Source organism: Fibrella aquatica (assembly GCF_041321135.1).
Taxonomy (GTDB): Bacteria; Bacteroidota; Bacteroidia; order Cytophagales; family Spirosomataceae; genus Fibrella; species Fibrella aquatica.
In genome coordinates this window covers 15237-36776 of sequence record NZ_JBGGWF010000010.1, presented here as the reverse complement: position 1 = coordinate 36776, position 21540 = coordinate 15237, and the positions used below count along the sequence as shown (strand labels likewise).

Here is a 21540-nt window from a genome sequence, read left to right as displayed (position 1 = left end):
CGAAGAACCCCCGCAACGGTAGGGGCAGCCAACAAGTGTTTACCGTTGCCAGGATAGCGCGTTGATATGTTGTCCCACTTTTTTGCCTTCAGCCAGCCCAATCTGATTGTCTTGCTCGGTATGAATGCCGCCGTAAAAGCGCGATAGCGCTGCTTCTTCGGCCGTGGCCCAAAACGAACTGAACGAGCGGGGCAGGTAATCGATCCCTCGAAACGAATCGCGAGGTCGGCCTTCGTGGGTGTTATCGACAAACAGAAAACGAGCGCCGTAAAGGTCGGCCAACACTGTTGCCGTAGCTGCCGACTGAACGGAATGACCGGAATAAAAAGCCGGGAAAGGCGGTTCGGGCCAGAACTGTGTCCAGTTGGGGTCAATGTTGGCGCGAACAAAGGTCGAAGGTCGTTCGCAGTGGTACGTGAACTTGGCCTTCCAGCAGTTAACAAAGCCATCAGCTACAGCCATACCGACGCGTGCATAGGTTTCGGCGGCTTTGACCAAATCAGGCGCCGCCGTTTTGACGACAATATTGACCAGATTATACGAATGACCGGGCGGCGAATAGGTTTCGGTTGGGTCGTCGGCCCACCAGGCGGCAATGGCTTTTTCGCTGTACTTCAATGTTCTGTTCTTCTGGTACACATCCAGACACTGCTGGTAGTACTCGCTTTTAGGATCTTTTGAATAGGGTAGTATAGCCGGAACCGGGATTGTGCTGTTTTTGGGGACAAACGTGCGGTTAGTTCCCCAGGTTGGGTGCAGCGGAAAACTGGTAACGATCTGTCCCATAACAGGTGCAACCCAGTAACCCGCCCCGTGCGGAAAGCTATAGCCAGGATCAAAATTACGTTTGTACCCTTCATGGCCTCCGTCGGTTTTAGACCATGTAAAAATGGCCTCTGCGGTACTTTGTCCGTAAGCGATCGATCGGTCGATTACCTCTGGTTGATCCTTTTCTGCCAACTCCCGGTAAATCACCCGTTCCAGCGAATCGACTTTAGTCAGGCGCTCGGGCACGAAACTGAACAGGCTCTTCAGGATAGTGGCCTGACCTGCATTGAGGGCTAGAGAGTAGTTGTACTGCTGCCCCGGCCCGGGTAACGGTAGGTTGGTCAGGCCGGTTAGCTGCCCGGCCAGTGAGCGGTGAGTCGGACTACTATGCACCACGCATTCGTACATGGTCAGCCCGGCATAACCCAGGGCCCTCGACCCGAAGGTGGGCGAGTTCTGCGGCAACTGATGCATGAGAGTAAGCGTGAGCTGTCCCCAGCGTACGGCCACGTTCGTTTCCGGATCCAGTACTGGAGTAGGTTCTGGGTCAGGTTGTTGGCAAGCTGCCAGACCCATTAATACGAAGAGTATATAAACTTTCTTCATCGTAACCCAATGCAATGTGTGGGCCTGTTTTATGATCATAAACCAACCGAACTTACCTAATCTACTGATTCGTAAGCTTGAAAATTAGTGAACTTAGTTGGACTGTCTGGTGTAGCTATCGATTTTATATAAGTTACGTATATTCATTGAGTATAAAATAGTTTTTACCTTGTGGCCTTTATTCGGTTACCCCACCTACTCTTTCATCCGTATGTGTTTTTCTACTGCCTGTCAGTGGCGTTTCTTATTGTTTTGCTTATTATTTCCTGCCGTTTCTTTGTTCGCGCAATCAACGCCTCCCTTTTCGTTTACTTCCGACCCTCGTGACACACTGGGCCGCCAGCTGGAGCTTGACCAATGGCTGACGAAAGACCCCGCCTTGGGCCGTGTTCCTGACGGGCGTCTGGCTCAGGAACGCGAACGAATAGACAAGCAAATCAAGTCGGGTGCTGGCACCAACGCTTCAGCTATTCCCGGTATGATCTGGCAGGAGCGTGGGCCCAGTAATACCGGCGGACGTACCCGGGCTGTGCTCTTCGACCCGAACGATCCAACCCACAAAAAGGTCTGGGTGGGTAGTCCGGCAGGTGGACTCTGGTACACGAATGATATCACCGACGCTAACGCTACCTGGACGCCCGTCAGCGATAGTTGGGAAAGTATGATCGTTACATGCCTGGCGGCCGACCCTTCCAATCCGCAAGTGATGTATGCGGGGACAGGCGATGGCTACTGGGGAGGAAACGGCGGCGGCATATGGAAAACGATAGATGGTGGCACGACTTGGAGTCGCCTCAATGGTACTATTCCTGGCATGTCCTATGGAACGCTGGAGGGCAGTTTGGGCTATATTCAACGGTTAGTCGTGAATAATAGAGGGTATATTTTTGCTGCCACGCGCTATGGCCTTGTTCGGTCATCCGATGGCGGGGTCAACTGGCAATTTACGCTGGCTCCATCGCAGGGTATCGGTGGGGTTGGGCCAGTCACGAATGATTATAATCAAGATTTTGTGTCCGATCTGGAAGTCGGCACTGACGGAATTGTGTACGCCTCCCTTAATACCAGTCGGATATTCAGGGCAAACAATTTCTCTGGTGTTACTTGGACAGAAATCACCCCGGCAGGCGTTCCTACGGGCGGTGGACGTGCCGAACTGGCATTAGCACAATCGACCAACGGAGCAAGTCAGGTGGTCTATGCTGTTTCGAGGAAGTACAATAGCGCGACGTACACCCAGGACATTCAGTGGTTTAGAAAAAGTATAGATGGTGGCGCTAACTGGTCAGTAGTAACAATACCAACCTACAACTCAGGGGAGCATTTTACCAACGGGAATGGCGATTTTGCTCTCAGTCTGACTGTGGATCCATCCAATGCGGCTGTTGTTTACGCAGGTGGTTACGGCTATGGCTGGTTCCGGTCTACAACTAGTGGATCGTCGTGGAGCAACGCGCTTCCAACTAATAATACTAGTTCTTACACCTACCAACAAGGCTTGTTGCTTCAGCCGGGCAATACAAGTAATGCGGTGCTCATTTCAGATCAGGGAGTTGCCTGGACAACTGGCTGGGGCAATGCCACAGGCTCAACCGCACCTGTGGTTCAGTATCGAAACGCAGGATACCGGGTTGCAGAAGTCAACTCAGCCGCGATGAGACCGACACCGGGTGGATACTACCTGTTGGCCGCTGTGAGAGAATCGGGCGTTTTAACATTGCCGAATCCTGGCTTAAGTACAGCTACATCGCCAATCTATAGCTCTGTCAATGGTACTACACAGACGTTTATTGACAAAGACGAACCGTCGCTTCAAATTTTTAATGTCTATAGTGGCTGGTATTTATATCGAAATAATACTCCCTTCAATTTGTTCGTATTAAATGGATGGAACTCATTGAATACATCAGCTTATGATAGCCAGAGTAATACCTTGTACGTAGCTGAATATACTGACAATGCGTGGACTATAAAGCGGGCAACCGGCATTGGGGGTACACTAGCCTACACCAATTTTGCTCTTACGGACTATCCGCTCAAGGTAACATTGGGCACTAGCCAGCAGAGCCTTTACGTGGCGTCTATAAATGGTATAATAACTAGATATACAAACCTTTCACAGACTACGCCAACGGCTACCGTTTTAACAACGGGAACTACATTTCCGCAGTTTTCCTATGTGTCGTATATAGATGTGGGAGCCAGCGATAACGAACTACTAGTCACGCTGTCAAACTATGGCGTATCGTCAGTATGGTATACCAGTAACGGCGGGGCTACGTGGATAAATAAAGATCCGGCTGGTTCTGGTTTACCTGACGTACCTGTGCGGGTAGGCATGTTCAACCCGCAGAACCGGCAACAAGTGTTTTTAGGAACCGATTTGGGGGTCTGGTCAACCAATGACATAAGGGAGGCTAATCCCGGTTGGGCGCTGAGCAGTACAGGTATGAGCTTAGCTAAAGTTAACCAGTTACGTTACCGTGCCTCTGATGGCCGTTTGATTGCCGCTACAGGCGGCCGGGGTATTTTTGAGAGTAATACGCTGGACATTCCCTACACGCCGTCATCCATTTCGCTTACCAATGTCTCTACAACTACACTTTGTGCGGGTAGCCCGCTATCTGTGTCTTTTATCACGAGTGGCCCGGCCTTCGTGGGTACTACCAACTACGAGCTCTGGATTTCTGATGCCAATGGCAGCTTTGCCACTCAGCGGCGAATCGGTACGGGAACGAGCAGTCCCCTCTCAGGTACGTTACCTACAGGTTCAAATGCCCTGGTCTATGGAACTGGTTATACGGTTAGGCTTGTGGTGCCTGATTCCGAAATTACGTCTAACAATAGCCTATCACTGGCTGTTGGGCAGTTGTCGAGCTCTCGTATTACAGACCGCCGAACAACAGAATGGTATCAGAGTACCTATGCGCCGATTTGTCCCGGTGATCAGGTACGCTTGCGGGCAACACCCACTACGGGCGGGGGGGCAATCGATTCGTGGCAGTGGTCACGCGATGGAACGTCCATTGCCGGGGCCACATCGGAAACCTATCTGGCAGGCCAAACAGGGAGGTATCAGGTACAGTTGCGGCAGGCGGGGTGTACTGTGCAAAGTACAACATACAACGTATCCATAAATACGTCTGTTTCAACCTACGTAACGACCCGACTTGATGGGCTGCCACAATGCGATAACGTACCTGTGCAGTTAATGACCGATTATGCTGGTGAGCAGGCTGCTCTGCAATGGCAGTTCAATGGAGTGGTTATCAGCGGAGCAACGTCGGGCAGCTATACGGCCACCCAATCGGGGAGTTATGGTGTCAATCTCAGTAGTAGTGGTTGTTCGTCTTATACAAATGCGCGCTTCGTGTCGGTGGGGCGGGTGCTATTAGCTCGGCTCGAATTATACCCAAAAGCCGACTCGGTGCTGTGTGCAGGACCCTCTACTGGAGCCATTTCTTTGTCGGCAGGCAACATCTACTCGTCCATGCTTGGTTCGGGTGGTTATTCGATTACCTGGTATCGGGATAATATGCCTATCAACAACCAGACTAATACCTATATGTACGCAGATGAGCCAGGGCGCTACACGTTTGAGCTAAGGCAGGGTGACTGTGTGACAAAAAGTAACGCCATTGTCATTAGCCAGGGATTGATCAGCCGCCCGGAGGTCAATTTCTATTCGTCGAAAATGGCCTGTATGGGAGATAGCCGGACGATGTCGATTCAATCGGCTGGTTATTGGTCGCAACAGTGGCAAAAAGACGGGGTTGATATTCCTAATGCAACGGGCAATAGCTACATCGCTCAAACAACAGGGTCTTATACCGTACGCGTCACCAGAAGCGCCTGTTCGGCTACCTCACTGCCCGTTGCGATCACGTTTACGAACAGCCTGACACCTGTCATAAACATTCAAGGTAGTGAGAGTCAGCGTTGTTCAAATATATGGATTGATGTAAATAGTTATACCGCACAGCCGGGAACAGAAGTGCAATGGTACCGTTACAACGTGGCTATTCCGGGTGCTACATCTTCGAATTTCAATACGACACAGACGGGACTTTATTCAGTTAGTGTCACAAGCGGTAGTTGTGGTGGATTATCAAAACCCGTGTTGATAACCCCATTCACACCGGTAAAACCAAGATTATTAATTGGCCAGACGAGAGCCTGCCCGGGAGGTACTGTAGAATTGCGACCTTACGAACACTGGGGGGCGCTACAATGGAAACGAGACGGTGTTGTCGTGCCAGGCGCGACGGGTATGGTATACTACCCCGTCCAGTCGGGTAGGTACTCCGTTTTGGTCATGGGTTGTAATGTCGCCTTGGAATCAGACCCTGTCGAGATTAAAATCGGGGAGCCAACCGCCGCTACCATCGCCGGAACTGCCTTAGTTAGTAGCGGGCAGGTGGCTATGTTGCCAATTGCGTTGAGTGGCCCTGCCCCCTGGTCGTTTACGCTTTCCAACGGGCAGGCGGTAGAGAATACGTACCTGAACCCATATCCACTTGCGGTAACGCCTTCTGTTACAACAACCTATTCTGTTGCGGCCGTGCAGAATGCCTGCGGGACGGGTACGGTATTCGGGCAGTCCACCGTCACGGTTGGTTCGGGAAGTGCCGACCTAACGCTGTCGTCGATGGTGAGCAGTCGAACACCAAAAGTCAATGACGTGGTGAGTTATTCGCTGATTATTACCAATGAAAGTCAACAGGAAGCAAGTGGCGTACAGGTGACAAGTCGACTACCTGCCGGGGTTGATTTCGTAGATGCACAAACGGGCGGCGTTAGCGTTACCGATGGAGTTGTCAGCATTAATGTGGGAACGGTGGGAGCCGGTTCAAACACAATCGTAAGCTACCGCCTGCGCATCACCCAGCCAGGTACGTTCTTTACCACCGCTCAAATTGCCGCCACCAATACGCCCGATCCTGATAGCCAGCCCAATTCTGGTACCGGCGATGGGCAGGACGATGCCGCTTCAGTTGATCTGCGCACCGCTGATGCTGCGGGTACGTTGGTGGCCTCGACCAATCCCAATCAGATTCCCCTGCCACCTACCCGAAGCAGTCAGCCGCCAGTAGACGCCAATACGGTTGAACTGGCTCTGTCGTTGAGCAGCGCAATGCTGGCTCCTCAGCTATACGACGTGATTAGCCTGAGCCTGATAGTGAGTAACCGGGGCGGGGCAAGAGCTACTAATTTAGCTCTACAGACGGTGTTGCCCGCTGGCTGGCAATTGACCAATATTGCCGGACTCGTGGTGACGGGCCAAACCGTAACCGCCTACGTGCCTCAGCTTGCAGCTGGTGGTAAAGCGGTGGTGGTGTTGCAGATGCAGGTAGGTACACCAGGCAGTAGTCAAATCCAGGCTCAAATTCTCGACGTAACCGAGCCGGTCAGTAACGCCCGGCCCGGAAATGGCTATCAGAACGGGGAGCGCGACGAGGCAAGTTTAGTGATGAGGGTAAGGTAAAGCGTCTCTTTTGCCGAGTGGTGTGCCGTACTTTTTCCCCTGTGATGAAAGTCACTGACGGTTCTGCGCCTATGGTGTTGTTTTGTGTATTAATTCATCATCTTAAAAGCCATTTATTTGTCTTGAACAGCGCCACGGCTAGTAGTCGTGGCGCTGTTGTTGCTTACTGAGTAATTGAAAATTCTCAGAGTGGTTGATTCTGAAACGTCCTCTCTAAACAGAAGTATTAACCCTGTCAATCAAATCGATATGCGTTTTATCCTAACCCTTCTTTTTGTCGGCATCTTTCATTGGTGTACCGGGCAAGGTCAACCGGTGGTTAAAAACAGCACCGTCTCCGAATTTAAAGCAGCCGTTGCGTCAAAGGCTCCCAGGCAGTTAATCGACGTTCGCACGGATGCTGAAGTCAAAACGGGCGTCATTGCCAACGCCCGTCAGATTGACTTCTCAGGCCCTCATTTCCAGCATCAGCTTGACCAACTTGACAAAAACGTGCCGGTGTATGTGTATTGTGCCGTAGGTGGTCGTAGTGCCAGGGCAGCTCAGGTACTGGCCAGTAAAGGGTTCAAAGAAGTGTATAATCTGTCGGGCGGTATTCAGCAATGGGTGCAGGCGGGCAACCCGCTTCAGCCCCTTCGTCCGTAGCAACGGCAACGTACCCACACAAGCTTTTCCGAGGGGTAAAAAATGACCCCGGATAGTTTACGGGCTGACGTTAATCAGGCTGGTTTTGTAGCATTTATCACAGAAGGCCACCGGTTGTTCCCTGACTTTTGACCTATCATTTTAAACGAGATAGAGTCATGAAGATTGAACAGATGTACACCGGATGCCTGGCTGAAGCAGCCTATTATATTGAGTCGGAAGGAGAGGTAGCTATTATTGATCCACTACGCGAAACCAAACCCTATATGGATCGGGCAGCGGTAGACCAAGCTCAAATTAAGTACGTTTTCGAAACGCATTTTCACGCTGATTTTGTATCGGGACACCTTGATCTGGCCACTAAAACAGGAGCTGCCATCGTGTTTGGCCCAACGGCCCAACCCACCTACGATGCCCATATTGCCACTGATGGCGAGGAGTTTAGTCTCGGTAAGGTGACCATTCGGGTCTTGCACACGCCCGGCCATACCATGGAGTCGGCGACGTTTTTACTGATCGACGAGGCTGGAAAAGAAACGGCTATTTTTACCGGTGATACCCTGTTCATCGGCGATGTTGGCCGCCCCGATCTGGCCGTTAAAACCAACCTTACCCGCGAGGATCTGGCTGGCTATCTGTACGATAGCCTACAACAGAAAATTCTGACCCTGCCCGATGACATCACCGTGTATCCCGGCCATGGAGCCGGTTCGGCCTGTGGCAAGAACATGAGCAAGGAAACCACCGATACGCTTGGCAATCAGAAGCTGTTCAATTACGCACTACGCGCCCAGTCTAAAGAAGCATTTGTGCGGGAGGTAACTACCGGACTGGCCACACCACCTCAGTATTTCCCCAAAAATGTGGCGATGAACAAAAACGGGTACGCCAATATCGATGAAGTGCTTCGGCAAGGTAAGCAGCCGCTCTCGCCAGCCGCTTTCGACGCCGCCGCCAACGAAACGGGTGCGTTGATTCTTGATGTCCGCGAGGCTCAGACCTTTGCCAAAGGTTTCATCCCCAACGCCATCAACATCGGGCTCGACGGGCAGTTTGCGAGTTGGGTAGGTACGTTGGTCATCGACCTCAACCAGCCGGTGCTACTGGTAACGGCGCAGGGTCGTGAAGAAGAGGCTGTACTGCGCTTGGCCCGCGTTGGCTACGATAACTGCATTGGTTATCTGGAAGGTGGTTTTGATGCCTGGCAGGCCGACAACCGCGAGACCGACGCCCTTACGTCTATCAATGCCGAAACGTTTGCCGATTTTATGCTCGCTAACCCGGATCTGCCGGCCTTTGATGTGCGCCGCAAAAGCGAGTACGATTCCGAGCATGTTGTTGGCGTTGAGAATCTACCACTCGAAAACCTCAATGAAAATATGGCCCGCATCGACCGTTCTAAAACCCACTACGTGTACTGTGCCGGTGGTTATCGCTCTATGATTGCCCTATCGATTTTACGGGCACGCGGTTTTGATAATCTGGTTGATGTAGCCGGTGGATTTGCCGCCATCAAAGCAACCTCCAAACTGCCCATCACCGACTACGTTTGCCCAACCACATTACTGTAGATCAAAACCCATTACACAGAGGGTCTGCTTGCTTAAGTGTATGACGAGTTTATTTTTTTACAGGATTTACATGATCTGTTTCTGCTTCAGAAAGGACAAAACAAAGCCAAACCCTGTAAATCATGTGAATCTTGTCAAAGCTAAACTCGTCTTTCTTGCCTGAGCATGCCGTCTCGTTTCATCAGGTCAAAACTGTATAGGAAGTCTCTTTGTGTGGTTTTTCCATTGTTTTGTGACATTTATCACAGAAGCGGCCGTATGATAGCAGCGGCTTCGGCTTTTAGGAAGCGTACGTTTTCAAATGATGCAGGCACCCAACAACAATTCGTTCGAACAACAATTTACGCGGAGTATCCGAGCCCTCACGGCGTTGATTGCTGTTGCTGCCTGCCTGTTGGCCGTACTGGTATTCTTGCTGGTTTATAAGCCCGATACAGCCACGCCTACGTCAATGGCGAAGGGTATATCGACCCCACCCGATACTAACTTTACCCGCCTTTGGACACCTCCTTCAGATTGGCGGCTGAGCCGACTGACCGATGAAGAACAGCAGCTAACCCGTTATGGGCGTGAACTGGTGGCGCACACCGCCAACTATCTGGGGCCAAAAGGTTCGGTCAGGCACCTCTCCAACGGCATGAACTGCCAAAACTGCCACCTCAACGCGGGTACACAACCCTGGGGGAACAACTACTCGGCAGTACAGGCAACGTACCCAAAGTTTCGGGAACGGTCGGGTACGGTCGAAAATCAGGTCAAACGGGTGAATGACTGTTTTCAACGCAGCCTGAATGGCAAACCTCTCGATTCAACAAGTCGCGAAATGCGGGCTATTCTGGCTTATATCAAATGGCTGGGCGTTGATGTTCCCCGCAAAAAGACGCCACGAGGAGCCGGTATTTTCAAAGTAAAAGGACTTGACCGTGCCGCCGACCCAACGAACGGTCTGGTAGTATACACGCAAAAATGCCAGAGCTGTCATCAGGCCAACGGAGCCGGGCTGATGGCCGAAGGAGGACGCAGTTACACGTACCCACCGCTTTGGGGAGCACACAGTTACAATCAGGGAGCGGGCTTGTTCCGACTGTCGAATCTGGCCGGTTATGTTCGGTACAATATGCCGTTGGGAGCCACCTACGAACGTCCGCAGTTAACCGACGAAGAGGCCTGGGATGTAGCCGCTTATATTAACTCGCAGCCCCGCCCGGCCATAGACCTCAGCCACGACTGGCCCAACCTGGTCGGCAAACCGTTTGACCATCCGTTTGGGCCTTATGCCGATCCGTTTTCGGAGAAGCAACACAAATATGGTCCGTTCCAGGCAATCAAAAAGTGGAAACAAGCGCATAAACGTTCCTAAACGCAATTGATTGTCATGTGACAATTGTCACGGAATGAGCTAAACGAGGCGGGTAGTTTTGCTGTATGAAACGAAAACTACATTATTTGTTTCCGCTGCTGTTGTCACTGCCAATGAGTTGGTCAACGTCGCTTGGGGCCATGCCGAGCCAGGTACGTTCCGATTCGCTTATTCACACTGAAGCGCCCCAACCAGATTCGGCGGCGGGATTAACCAACTTTATTCGCCGGGGGTATTTCTTCGGGCATGTCCGGTCATACTGGATGGGCACCAACAACCGGGGGGCGTTGCAGGATTACCATGCGCTGGCGCTGGGGGCCGGTATTGGCTATCGAACAGCCCGTATTGCCGGTCATGTTGAATTAGGTATGAGTGGCTTTTTTATGTTCAATGTCTTCTCGTCTGATCTGGCCGCCCCCGACCCGCTGACGGGAAAAGGCAGTCGCTACGAAGTAGGCTTGTTTAATATTGAAGAACCCAACAACCGCGAAGACCTCGACCGGCTCGAAGAGCTTTACATCCGGTATTATGTCGGCCGGGCGTCGCGCGTTACCGTAGGACGTCAGATACCGGCTTCGCCTTTCGTCAATCCGCAGGATGGCCGCATGCGCCCGACGCTGACAGAAGGCATTGTGCTGGAATGGAACGAGTGGAAACACACCCGAATCAGGGCCGAGTATTTGACCCGAATCTCGCCCCGCTCAACGGTACGGTGGTTTGATATTGGCGAGAGTATTGGCTTGTTGCCATCGGGTGTAACCACGGATGGGCAGCCATCACGCTATGCCGGAAACGTGGAGTCAAGCCACTTGCTTATGCTGGGCATTACGCAAGAGATTGGTAAGCTGAAAGTCAATCTATGGGAAACTGCCGTGCCGGGGTTGTTTCATACTGCGTATAGCCGCATCGAATGGCATCAGCCCCTGCATTTGGGAGGTGAGTGGTGGCTGGGTGGGCAGGCTAGCCGACAGTGGACGATGGGCAACGGCGGTAATGAAGAAGCCCGGCTGGTATACATAGACCCCAATCACCGCGCCACCGTTTTCTCCGGTCAGGCTGGCCTGCAACTGAAACGATGGACCTGGTCACTAAATGCCACTCGTATAACAGCCGAAGGGCGTTTCCTGATGCCACGGGAGTGGGGGCGGGAGCCTTTTTACACGTTTATGTTCCGTGAACGAAATGAAGGACTGGGTAATGTCAGCGCCCTAACGGCGGGAGTAAACTATAAAGCCGGTGAACATTGGCGGTGGGAATTCACAGCGGGTACCTTTCGATTACCGTCGGTCAGTAATACCCGGCTCAACAAATACAGTTTACCGAGTTATTCGCAGCTAAACCTACGAACCGTTTACCACTTCAGCGGCCTGCCCGACGGTCTGGATGCCGAACTGCTTTTTACGCAGAAACTGAATCAGACAGGGCGTATCATCGAAGACAAAGTAGCGCAAAACCGCGTCGATATGAATCTGGTGAACGTGATTGTCAACTATCACTTTTAGCCAACTTCGGTTGCGCAGCCAGGTGCCTTTGTGGCCCTGCTACAGATTTCGGATGTATTTCTGGCCACCGAGGGCGCGCATTTGGCGGGCAATTTGCCGGGTACGTCGCTGAATGTAGCTCGATGGCTTTTTGATGGAGAACTGGTTTGGGTTGGGGAGTACGGCGGCAATGCGGGCGGCTTCATCGCGGGTGAGTGATGCCGCCGAATGACCGTAGAAACGCTTGGCGGCGGCTTCGACGCCGAAAGTCATCGGTCCGGTCTCGGCCACGTTCAGGTACACCTCCAGAATGCGCTTCTTACCCCAGATTAGCTCGATCATGACGGTAAAGTACACTTCAAGCCCCTTACGAATGTAGCTACGCCCCGACCAGAGAAACACGTTTTTAGCGACCTGTTGCGAGATAGTGCTGGCACCACGCGCCCGTTTTCGGGTCTGATTTTCCTTGATTGCATCCTGAATTTCGTCGAAATCGAAGCCCCAGTGATACGGAAACTGCTGGTCTTCGGAGGCAATAACGGCCAGTGCAGCCTCTTTGTCAATGTCTTCGAAAGAGCGCCAGTTTTTGTAGATGCGGCTCGACTTTTCAGTGCCAATCGTGTCCCACTTTCGGCTTATTGTTAGCGGTGTGAACCAGACCGGTACATATTTTAACACCACCACCCAGGCAATGGATGCTAGAAAAAGGACTAGAAAAACTCTGATAAACAGGTTATATACTGTGTTGAGCCAGGGTCGCTGACGTACATAGGTACGTGCCTGCCGCCAATTGTTCATTACGGCGGTGCCAAAAGCAGAGCGTGTCTTTACCGGCCGTTTTTTGGGCATTGGTCGTGGAGGCGGTGGCCCCGAGGCAGGACTTCCTGATGTAGGCCGGTTTGGTAGAGGCATCGACTGAGCGGGCCGGTCTTCCGGCTGAGGAGGCGTTCGTAGGCGATTAACGCGCTTTTCGGGCTGCATAGTATGACAAACTTACTCGACAAACAGGTCGCTTGCCACGCGGTCGGCGAAGAGTTTACCCGATTCGGTGAGCAACAGCACGTTATTGTCTATTTGAAGCCAGCCCGCTTGTGTCAATTGTGCTAGTTCGCGGGCTTGCTCTGTTATGAACGACCGGCCCAGTAAGTTGTCTAATTCTGTGATCGAACAGCCCCAAATCGTACGAAGTCCCGTCAGCAGATACTCGTTAACCTGGTCGGCCCAGCTCAGCGTTTCGTGTTCGGCGGGGATCTGATGGTCGGCCAATGCTTTCACATATAGCCCGTTGTTGGCTATGTTGTGCTGCCGGGTGGGGCCGTTGTAGGAGTGCGCCGAGGGGCCAATGCCCAGATACGGTTTCCGTTGCCAGTATGCCGTGTTGTGCCGAGCAAACTGACCGGGCCGGGCAAAGTTCGAGATTTCGTAATGAACGTACCCAGCTTTGGTAAGCGCCAAATCCAGTTCTGTAAACTGCGTGGCCGACAGGTTTTCGTCAACCGGGGTTAGTCTGCCTTTGGCCGCCCACCGCCCGAAAGCAGTATCGGGTTCAATGGTCAGGTTGTAAGCCGAGAGGTGGGGTACGTCGAGGGCGATAGCTTTAGCCAGATCGGTAGCCCAGATCTGGTCGGAGATGCCGTAGATGAGATCGACGCTGAGGTTATCGAAACCAGCCTGCCGGGCCAGTTGCACGCAGTTTTCGGCTTCGGTCGCGTTGTGCGCCCGGTTCATCCAGCGCAAGGTTTCCTCGTCGAACGTTTGAATCCCCACGCTTAACCGATTCACATACCGGCGAAGCATGGCCAGATGAGCGGGGTCAGCCAGATCGTCTGGATTGGCTTCGAGCGTGATTTCGGCGTCGGGCAATACCGTGAAATTCCGGTGAATAGCCTCGAACAGGTAGGCCAGTTCGGCCTCGGTTAGCAGCGAAGGGGTGCCGCCACCGAAATAAATGGTTTCGAGCGGTGCCTTGGGCAGGTACGTATGCCGCAGGTCGATCTCGTGGGCCATCGCCTCTACCAACTGCCGTTTCCCGCGCAGGTTTGTACTAAAGTGAAAATCACAATAGTGACAGGCCTGCTTGCAGAACGGAACATGAAGGTACAGGTGCATTTTATGGAGTTTACAGCTTTCTGTTTGCCGTTTACCGTTGCGCTGCTAGCCATACGTCGTCGGCTCTGAGCAACGCAATAGTAAACGGCAAACAGAAAACTGTAAACACTATTTTTCTGGGCAGCTTTTGCAGCGTTTCCCTTTCTTATACTTTTTGCAGCATTTTTTCAGGGCGCAGTCTGCTGTATTACGAAGGGTGTTGGTGAAAAGAGGAAGAGGGGCGAAAGTAGCCAACGATGGCTGTTCGATCTCGTTTTCTGAGTTGAGGTGCATACGTTTTCGATAAAGCGAAACGAAGGTACTTCTTGTTTAGACTCTTTCCAAAGAAAGAAAAAACGTGCTGGCTTCCAGAGAATAAAAAGGGGGCTCATTAAGTGCAACGAAGTCAATCTATATACGGTAATTAGAACGTAGATTTGTTTACCTAACAATCGTTTTTGACTCATCGACTTATGCCCATTTTTTACCGCCTTTTGGGGCTCTTTCTGCTCCTGGCCGGTTCTGCTTTTGCGCAACCGCTTCCTCAATATAATCTGGCGCAAAAAAAGCAGCTTCAGCTTTTACAACAGACCGTAACGCTGGAACAGGCTGTTAATTACCAGGAGGCCGTTACTGTGGCGTTAAAACAGGGTCGCAAAGTAGAAGAGCCCGCCGGCGATGGGCTTGTTCGCCGCCTGCGGGGTATTGACGAACAGACGGGTAATTTGCTGTACGACATGGTTGATTTTAACGCCCGGGCAGCCAATACAACGCGTACTAACAGCCTATATGCCGGTGGTAGCCTCGGGGTTAATCTAACGGGAAGCAGTGAAGCGGTGCGGAACAGATTGGGTATCTGGGATGGTGGGCGAGTATATGCCGCCCACCCCGAGCTGGTAAATCGCGTTATTCAGCAAGATACGCCCTCGAACACGGGCCGTGAAGACGAAGATGTGTACCATGCCAGTCACGTGGCCGGAACGATGGTGGCCACGGGCATCAACCAACTGGCAAGGGGCATGGCAAGCGGTGCCAACCTGAAAGCATGGGACTTTAGTGATGACATTAGCGAGATGACCCTGGCTGCCAACGAATTGCTGGTGTCGAATCACTCGTACGGTACCATTGCGGGCTGGCGATTTAATAGCAGTCGTACCACAACCAATAAATGGGAGTGGTGGGGTGATACTACGCTGAGTGCTACCCAGGATTTTAAGTTTGGTCTGTATGAAACAAATGCCCGTTCGTGGGATCGATTGGCAAATGCTTCACCCTACTACCTGATTGTGAAATCGGCAGGAAATTTTCATGCCGAAGGGGGGCCACCCGCGGGTCAGGGTTATTACCTGGTGCAACATGGGAACAGGGTAAGCACTACACCCCGTGACACGCAGTTTGGCTACGATCAGATTTCGACCTACGGAACGGCTAAAAATATTCTGACAGTGGGGGCCATGTCAGCTATCAGCAGTGGCTACAAGCGTGCTTCCGACGTCAATCTGGGTACGTTTAGTAGCTGGGGGCCTACCGACGATGGGCGCATAAAACCGGATATTTTGGGCGTGGGCGTCAACGTGATATCGACCTCGTCGTCGGCCGATTTTGCCTATGGATCACTCAGCGGAACGTCTATGTCGTCGCCTAATGTATCGGGCTCGGTGCTGCTGTTGCAGGAGTATTTTGCGCAACTGAACCCGGGCAGGTTAATGAGAGCCGCCACCCTGAAGGGCTTGGTCATTCATACGGCCGATGAAGCAGGTACGACTACCGGTCCTGATTATCAGGCTGGTTGGGGGCTATTGAACATGGAACGAGCCGCCCGCGTAATTCAGAATGCCGACAAAAGCCACTTGCTCGACGAACGTACCCTGACGCAGGGACAGTCGTATTCTGTTGCTGTGGTGGCGTCGGGGCTTGGTCCGCTGGTTGCTACCATTTGCTGGAGTGACCCGGAAGGAGCTGCCACTACCGGCACCGATCGATTCAATAACCGGACACCCAAACTGGTGAATGATCTGGATGCCCGCCTAAGTGATGGATCAACAACACTGCTCCCTTGGACTCTTGACCCGGAGAACCCTGCCCAGGCGGCCCGGCCCGGTGATAATATTCGTGACAACGTAGAACAGGTGTACGTGGCCAACCCGGTTCCGGGACGTACCTATACGTTGACCATCAGCCACAAAGGCACGTTGACGGGTGCTGGCGGTCAGGCTTATGCGTTGCTGGTAAGTGGCGCAGGCGGAACGGCCTATTGTGCATCAGCGGCCACTTCATCGGCCGATAGTAAGATCACACGTGTGCAGTTTGCGGGCGTTAATCAGGCGGGGTCTGAAACGTGCGCGACTTACACCGATTTCATGAGTACCACCGCGGCTGTGACCGACGTACAACCCAATCAGCCTATTCCGTTGACGGTGACTACCGGTACATGCGGCGCTGTTAAGCCAGTGGTGGTTAAGGTATATGCCGATTGGAATGCCAACGGTACCTTCACCGATGCGGGCGAACTGTTAGGCACATCGGCTGTACTGCCCGGTCCGGGTACGTTTCTGTCTACGATAACGGCCCCTGCCAGTGCTACGGCAGGTACGTTGGTGCGATTGCGAATTGTAGCCATGGAAACGCAGGAGGCAGGTTCGGTGCAGCCCTGCGGTAGTTACGGCAATGGCGAAACGCAGGAGTATCTGTTGCGAGTGATTCCAGCCCAAACCGATGTAACCGCAGTAGCCTATGTAGAAGGTACGTCGTCGTTTTGCGCCAACACGCAGATGGTCTCGGTTCGGGTACGTAACAACGGCGGAACCGACCAGCGTAATGTGCCGGTAACCTTGCAGGTAATCAATACGGCTCGTCAGCCGGTAGCTTCACTAACCAGCTCCGTGAGTTTATTAAGGGCTTATCACGATGCGCTGGTTACGTTTGATTTACCTGCTTCGGTATTGTTGGCGATTGGAGAAACCTATCAGTTGGTGTCTACAATTTTGCTTGCCAGCGATCAGGACACGACTAATAACCGGTTGGTGGCCAGTCGGACTATTGCGGGTGGTACCGTGACAGGTACGTTCACGGCGGCTTCCTGCGGAGGTGACCCAACGGTGGTGCTTCGCAATACGGGAAACAGCACGGCTCTCTGGTATGATAGTCCCACGTCGGGTACGTTATTGGCCGCAGGCAACCAGACATCAGCTCCGACGCGCCCTGTTTACTATGTCACGACCAACGATTTTGCTGGTCGGTTAGGGCCGGTGGCGAAAACTGATTTTCAGGGCGGGAGCTACGCCGGTAATTTTGGCCCGCAACCCCTGATTAGTACCAAAGTGCCGATGCGTATTGAACGGGCCAGAATTTATACGGGTGCGGCGGGCCGGTTGACATTTCAGGTACGCAAGTACGACGAAACGGTTATTTCCAGCACAACCATCGACGTAGTGGCTACCCGTACGCTGCCTGCTTCGCAAACGAATGCGAATGGTCAGCAATCCGATGATCCGAACGATGTGGGAGCGGTTTATCCGTTGAATCTGTCAATCCCAGAACCGGGCGACTATAAAATCTCGATCGAGTATGAGGAAGGTGTTACTATTTTCAGAAGTAATTCAGTGACAGCCGGTTCCGGGTCAAGTTTTGCTTTTCCGTATGCCCTGCGCGCTCAAAATGGTGATGTGCTAGCCAGTACAAAAGGATCGCTCTTCGACACCGGCACATCGATAGATACGTTGCGGGCTGCCTGGTATTATTTCTACGACATGCAAATCCGCCCGCTTGAGTGTCCGGCTACTCAGCGCACGGCGGTGAACGTGACCACGCGCCCATCACCTACGGCTGCTATTGCTGCTGTAACCAACACAACAGCCTGTCAGGGTGCGTTAATTGTGCTTCGGTCTGCTTCGTCTACAGCGGTGGCTGGCGATGCACTGACTTATCAATGGCTGCTAAACGGACAAGCCATTACCAATGCAACCAGCGAATCATTTGCAGCCGGGGCCAGTGGGCAATATGCGCTCCGGATAGCCGGTAGCTGCGCTCCCGTTACCTCATCGGCAGTAAGTATTTCCATTGTGCAGCCAGAGTTGCCAGTTATATCGCAGTCTGGGCTGGTGCTCACTTCCAATGCACCGGGTCGTGCTTTATGGCTGCAGAACGGGGTTCCCATATCGGGTGCTACAGGACAAACTTATACGGTTACGCAAACGGGACGGTATTCGGTAGAGGCGAGTGTGAACGGTTGCGGTGTGGCTATCTCAGACGAACTCTACGTGGCTATTCTGGCGGTTGAACCAGCCATTCAGGCTAGCCTCCGGGTATATCCAAACCCGACACAGAACCGGCTGACTGTAGAGGTAGCGGCTCCCGCTACGGGTCCGGAACCGACAGTTCGGCTATACGATGCGCGCGGCATACTGCAACAGCAACAAACGATGAGTCGCTTGTTATCGGTTTGTTCGGCAACATTTGATCTCGCTACCCTACCTGCCGGTACGTTTTTTGTACAAGTAATGACAGATACCACCCAAACAGCGGCGGTAAAAGCAGTGCTTAAGTACTAAACAACGATACCCCCCTTGATTTTCCCTGGCAGTACATGGTCTGAACGGACTAACCATTACCAAATTTTCGGTAAAAATCTGGTTAATGTATTCACTGTTAGTTTACTAACTACGGTTTCTGTCTGGGCGCAGTCTGATTACCTTTCGTCTACAACGGCTATGCTTTCCCAACGGCCTGCCTCTTCAACCCTGGTGGTTGAAGCAGGTGGGTCCTTGGCGACTGCCAGTAGCAAATCATATGCCAGTCATCGGTCTACACTCGATTTAGGTACAGACGCCACCGGTCATCCGCTTGTTTACGGGCTTCACAATACGGAAGCGGCTCAGGGAACACGTACTCAATCGCTTTACGGTCAGAATGCAACAGGGCTGTTTTTAAACGGTAGCACCCAGTTTGTAACCGGAAAACTGGGCCTTTGGGACGGTGGCCGGGTGCTGACCGAACATCGGGAGTTTGGCGGACGGGTAACCATGCGCAATACCGGTACCATATTGAATAACCACGCCACCCACATGGCTGGCACGTTGGTAGCGAGGGGTATTTCGCCCGATGCCCGGGGAATGGCCTACGGTGCTTCGCTCTCCGTATGGGATTACACCAATGATGTTGCCGAACTGACTTCGGCGGCTAAAGACCTGTTAATTTCGGTACATGCTTACGGCCCGCTGTCGGGTTGGGTGCAGAATCTGAACCGACCCGGAACTGACCCAAACCAGAAATGGGAATGGTGGGGTAATACCACCGTTAGTAGCACCGAAGACTACCTGTTTGGCTTCTACAGCAGCAAGGCTCGTGATGTCGATCGCATTTTATACACCAATCCCATGTTGCTGATGGTGCGTTCGGCCGATAATAAACGGGGCGAAACGGGACCGCCGGCCAATACGTCTTACTACCTGAATAATACCAATCAACAAAGCACCTTTACCCGGAGCCGTAATGATGCGTATGACGTTATTCCCGGTGAAGCTACTGCCAAAAACGTGCTGACGGTGGGAGCCGCCGAGGTGTCGCTCAACAGTGATAATGACCCGACCCGGTTGCTGGTTTCGCCATACAGTGGCTGGGGCCCTACCGACGATGGACGAATTAAACCTGACCTGGTAGGCGTAGGAACAGGTATTTACTCAACACTTTCTGATGGTGTGGCGGCCTATGGTACCAATACAGGTACGTCGATGGCAGCAGCCAACGTTGCAGGGTCGCTCTTACTAATTCAGGAGTTGTATGCCCGGCAAACTAACGGCCGTTTTTTGCGCTCGGCTACGGTGAAAGGGCTGGCCATTCACACAGCCAACCGGCTCGATCCAGCTACGGGACCCGATTATCGGCAGGGATGGGGGCTGCTCAATACTGAAGCAGCGGCGAGCGTAGTGCAAAACACCAATCAGGCCCACCTTATTAATGAATCGACGTTGACGCAAAGCCAGGTATGGACCACGTCAGTGATTGCTCAAGGGGGCGAACCACTGGTAATAACCCTTTGCTGGACAGATCCCGAGGGTACGGTAAGCCCTTTGCTGCCAACGTCGCTCAATAATCGTACGCCTAAACTGGTGAATGACCTCGATTTACGGGTGCTCGCAGCTGGCGTACCAACGCTGCCATTTGTGCTCAACCCGGCTGCGCCTGCCAATGCAGCTACGCGCGCCGATAATACCCGCGACAATGTGGAGCAGGTATATATTGCCAACCCGGTAGCTGGTCAAACCTATACCATCCGTATTGGTCATAAGGGGGTATTACAGTCAGGAAGTCAGCCGTTTACAGTGATTGCTAGTGGCCGCAGGCACGTGAGTTGCACATTGCCGGGCTTAACACTCTTGTCGAAATCAGATACCGCTATTTGTTACGGAAGTACGATTAACCTTAAAACGGATGATATTCCGGGAGTTAGGTATGAATGGCTACGCGATGGCATTCAGATTCTGGAAGCCAACACGCCCGAATGTCCGATTCGGGACGCCGGGGCTTATACACTTCGGTATACGGACCGGAACGGCTGCACAGGGCTATCTACCCCGGTAAAGGTTCGCCTGGTCAGTCCGGCGGTTCAGGTATCGACTACGGCATCGTATCAGTTTCTTTGTACAGAGCAACGGCAAATTCCGTTGGTTGCCTCGACGGAATACGGGTCAACGCTTACCTGGCTTCGTAATGGTACGCCCTTCAATACAGGGGGAGTCAGTTCAACGCTTATCGTTACGCAGGCAGGCATTTATCAGGCTCAGGTGGCTCAGAATGGCTGTGTTGGTTTTTCGCCCGCAGTGACTGTGCAGGAATCCAGCGTAAACAAAATAACGCTGATTCCCACTGACGACGTCATACAACTACCAGTAGGGGCCAGTTTGAGCTTACGGGCACCGGTAGGTATTGACTATCAATATCAGTGGTATCGCGACAAGCAACTGATTCCGAATGCTACTGACATCAACCTATTGGTCAAACAGCCAGGTACGTATCAGCTACGGGTAAGTCAGCAAAAATGTGTGGGGTGGTCGGGTAGCAAGGTGGTACAGCGTTCGGCCTGGAGCGGAAGTAATATACCCGATTCGTTGCTAACGTTCGAGTCTGACGACAGCATGTTTATTGCTTATCCTAACCCTGTGCTGACTACACTACTGATTCGGTACGCCCACTCGGAATCTTCTGAAGTACGGGTAGATGTGTATACGATAGCCGGTCAGCTCGAAAAATCTGGTTTTCTTCTAAATCGGTTGTCAAACGGTCTCTTCTCGCTCGATTTACCTGTCTCCGATCTACCTATCGGGCTATACATTTTACGGCTTACCGATGGTCCCCGGCAGCGCAGTCTTCGATTCATGAGGCGATAAACGGCTGTGTGATGCCTAAATTATGTTCGGATGGTACTAGCTAACAACCACTTAATGAAAGGGAGATTTTTAGGTCTGTTTTTGTTAGTATCTAACTGATTTTCAGTACACTAAATTGGTGTTCGTGTTATCATATTGTGAACGCTGTTTA

At 52.3% G+C, this 21540-nt stretch carries 10 protein-coding genes; 7 read left to right on the top strand and 3 right to left on the bottom strand.

From position 1 onward, the window contains the following. Positions 1–39 precede the first annotated feature (39 nt). Positions 40–1242 carry a vanadium-dependent haloperoxidase gene (locus ACAW87_RS19725; RefSeq protein WP_370725358.1) on the bottom strand — a complete coding sequence of 401 codons (1203 nt, stop codon included), beginning with the start codon at positions 1240–1242 and terminating at the stop codon, positions 40–42. A gap of 409 nt (positions 1243–1651) precedes the next feature. Between ACAW87_RS19725 and ACAW87_RS19720 the strand changes: the two genes are divergently transcribed. The 5 genes from ACAW87_RS19720 to ACAW87_RS19700 all read left to right on the top strand — a co-directional run bounded on the left by ACAW87_RS19720 (position 1652) and on the right by ACAW87_RS19700 (position 11937). After that, positions 1652–6859 carry a hypothetical protein gene (locus ACAW87_RS19720; protein WP_370725357.1) on the top strand — a complete coding sequence of 1736 codons (5208 nt, stop codon included), beginning with the start codon at positions 1652–1654 and terminating at the stop codon, positions 6857–6859. 249 nt (positions 6860–7108) lie between these two features. After that, a complete protein-coding gene (locus ACAW87_RS19715) occupies positions 7109–7504 on the top strand; it encodes a rhodanese-like domain-containing protein (RefSeq protein ID WP_370725356.1) in 396 nt (131 codons plus the stop codon). A 158-nt stretch (positions 7505–7662) separates the two neighbouring features. Further along, positions 7663–9075, top strand: coding sequence for an MBL fold metallo-hydrolase (locus tag ACAW87_RS19710; RefSeq protein ID WP_370725355.1), 1413 nt, complete (start codon positions 7663–7665; stop codon positions 9073–9075). Positions 9076–9379: 304 nt separating this feature from the next. Further along, entirely contained in the window at positions 9380–10435 is a 1056-nt protein-coding gene (locus ACAW87_RS19705) for a c-type cytochrome (protein ID WP_370725517.1), read from the top strand. A gap of 65 nt (positions 10436–10500) precedes the next feature. Beyond that, positions 10501–11937 (top strand): OprD family outer membrane porin, encoded by a 1437-nt coding sequence (locus tag ACAW87_RS19700; RefSeq protein ID WP_370725354.1) that lies wholly within the window; start codon positions 10501–10503, stop codon positions 11935–11937. A 39-nt stretch (positions 11938–11976) separates the two neighbouring features. On the opposite strand, the gene mtgA is transcribed toward ACAW87_RS19700, so the two are convergent. Together mtgA and hemW are read right to left on the bottom strand one after the other, a co-directional pair. Continuing rightward, positions 11977–12897 (bottom strand): monofunctional biosynthetic peptidoglycan transglycosylase, encoded by a 921-nt coding sequence (gene mtgA, locus ACAW87_RS19695; protein ID WP_370725353.1) that lies wholly within the window; start codon positions 12895–12897, stop codon positions 11977–11979. A 12-nt stretch (positions 12898–12909) separates the two neighbouring features. Next, positions 12910–14025 carry a radical SAM family heme chaperone HemW gene (hemW, locus tag ACAW87_RS19690; RefSeq protein ID WP_370725352.1) on the bottom strand — a complete coding sequence of 372 codons (1116 nt, stop codon included), beginning with the start codon at positions 14023–14025 and terminating at the stop codon, positions 12910–12912. Positions 14026–14477: 452 nt separating this feature from the next. On the opposite strand from hemW, the gene ACAW87_RS19685 reads away from it, so the two are divergent. Then, the gene (locus tag ACAW87_RS19685; protein WP_370725351.1) at positions 14478–18554 is read left to right on the top strand and encodes a S8 family serine peptidase; all 4077 of its coding nucleotides are present in this window, start codon (positions 14478–14480) and stop codon (positions 18552–18554) included. Positions 18555–18713: 159 nt separating this feature from the next. Then, positions 18714–21389: a S8 family serine peptidase gene (locus tag ACAW87_RS19680; protein ID WP_370725350.1), complete on the top strand. Its 2676-nt coding sequence runs from the start codon at positions 18714–18716 to the stop codon at positions 21387–21389. Positions 21390–21540: the final 151 nt, after the last annotated feature.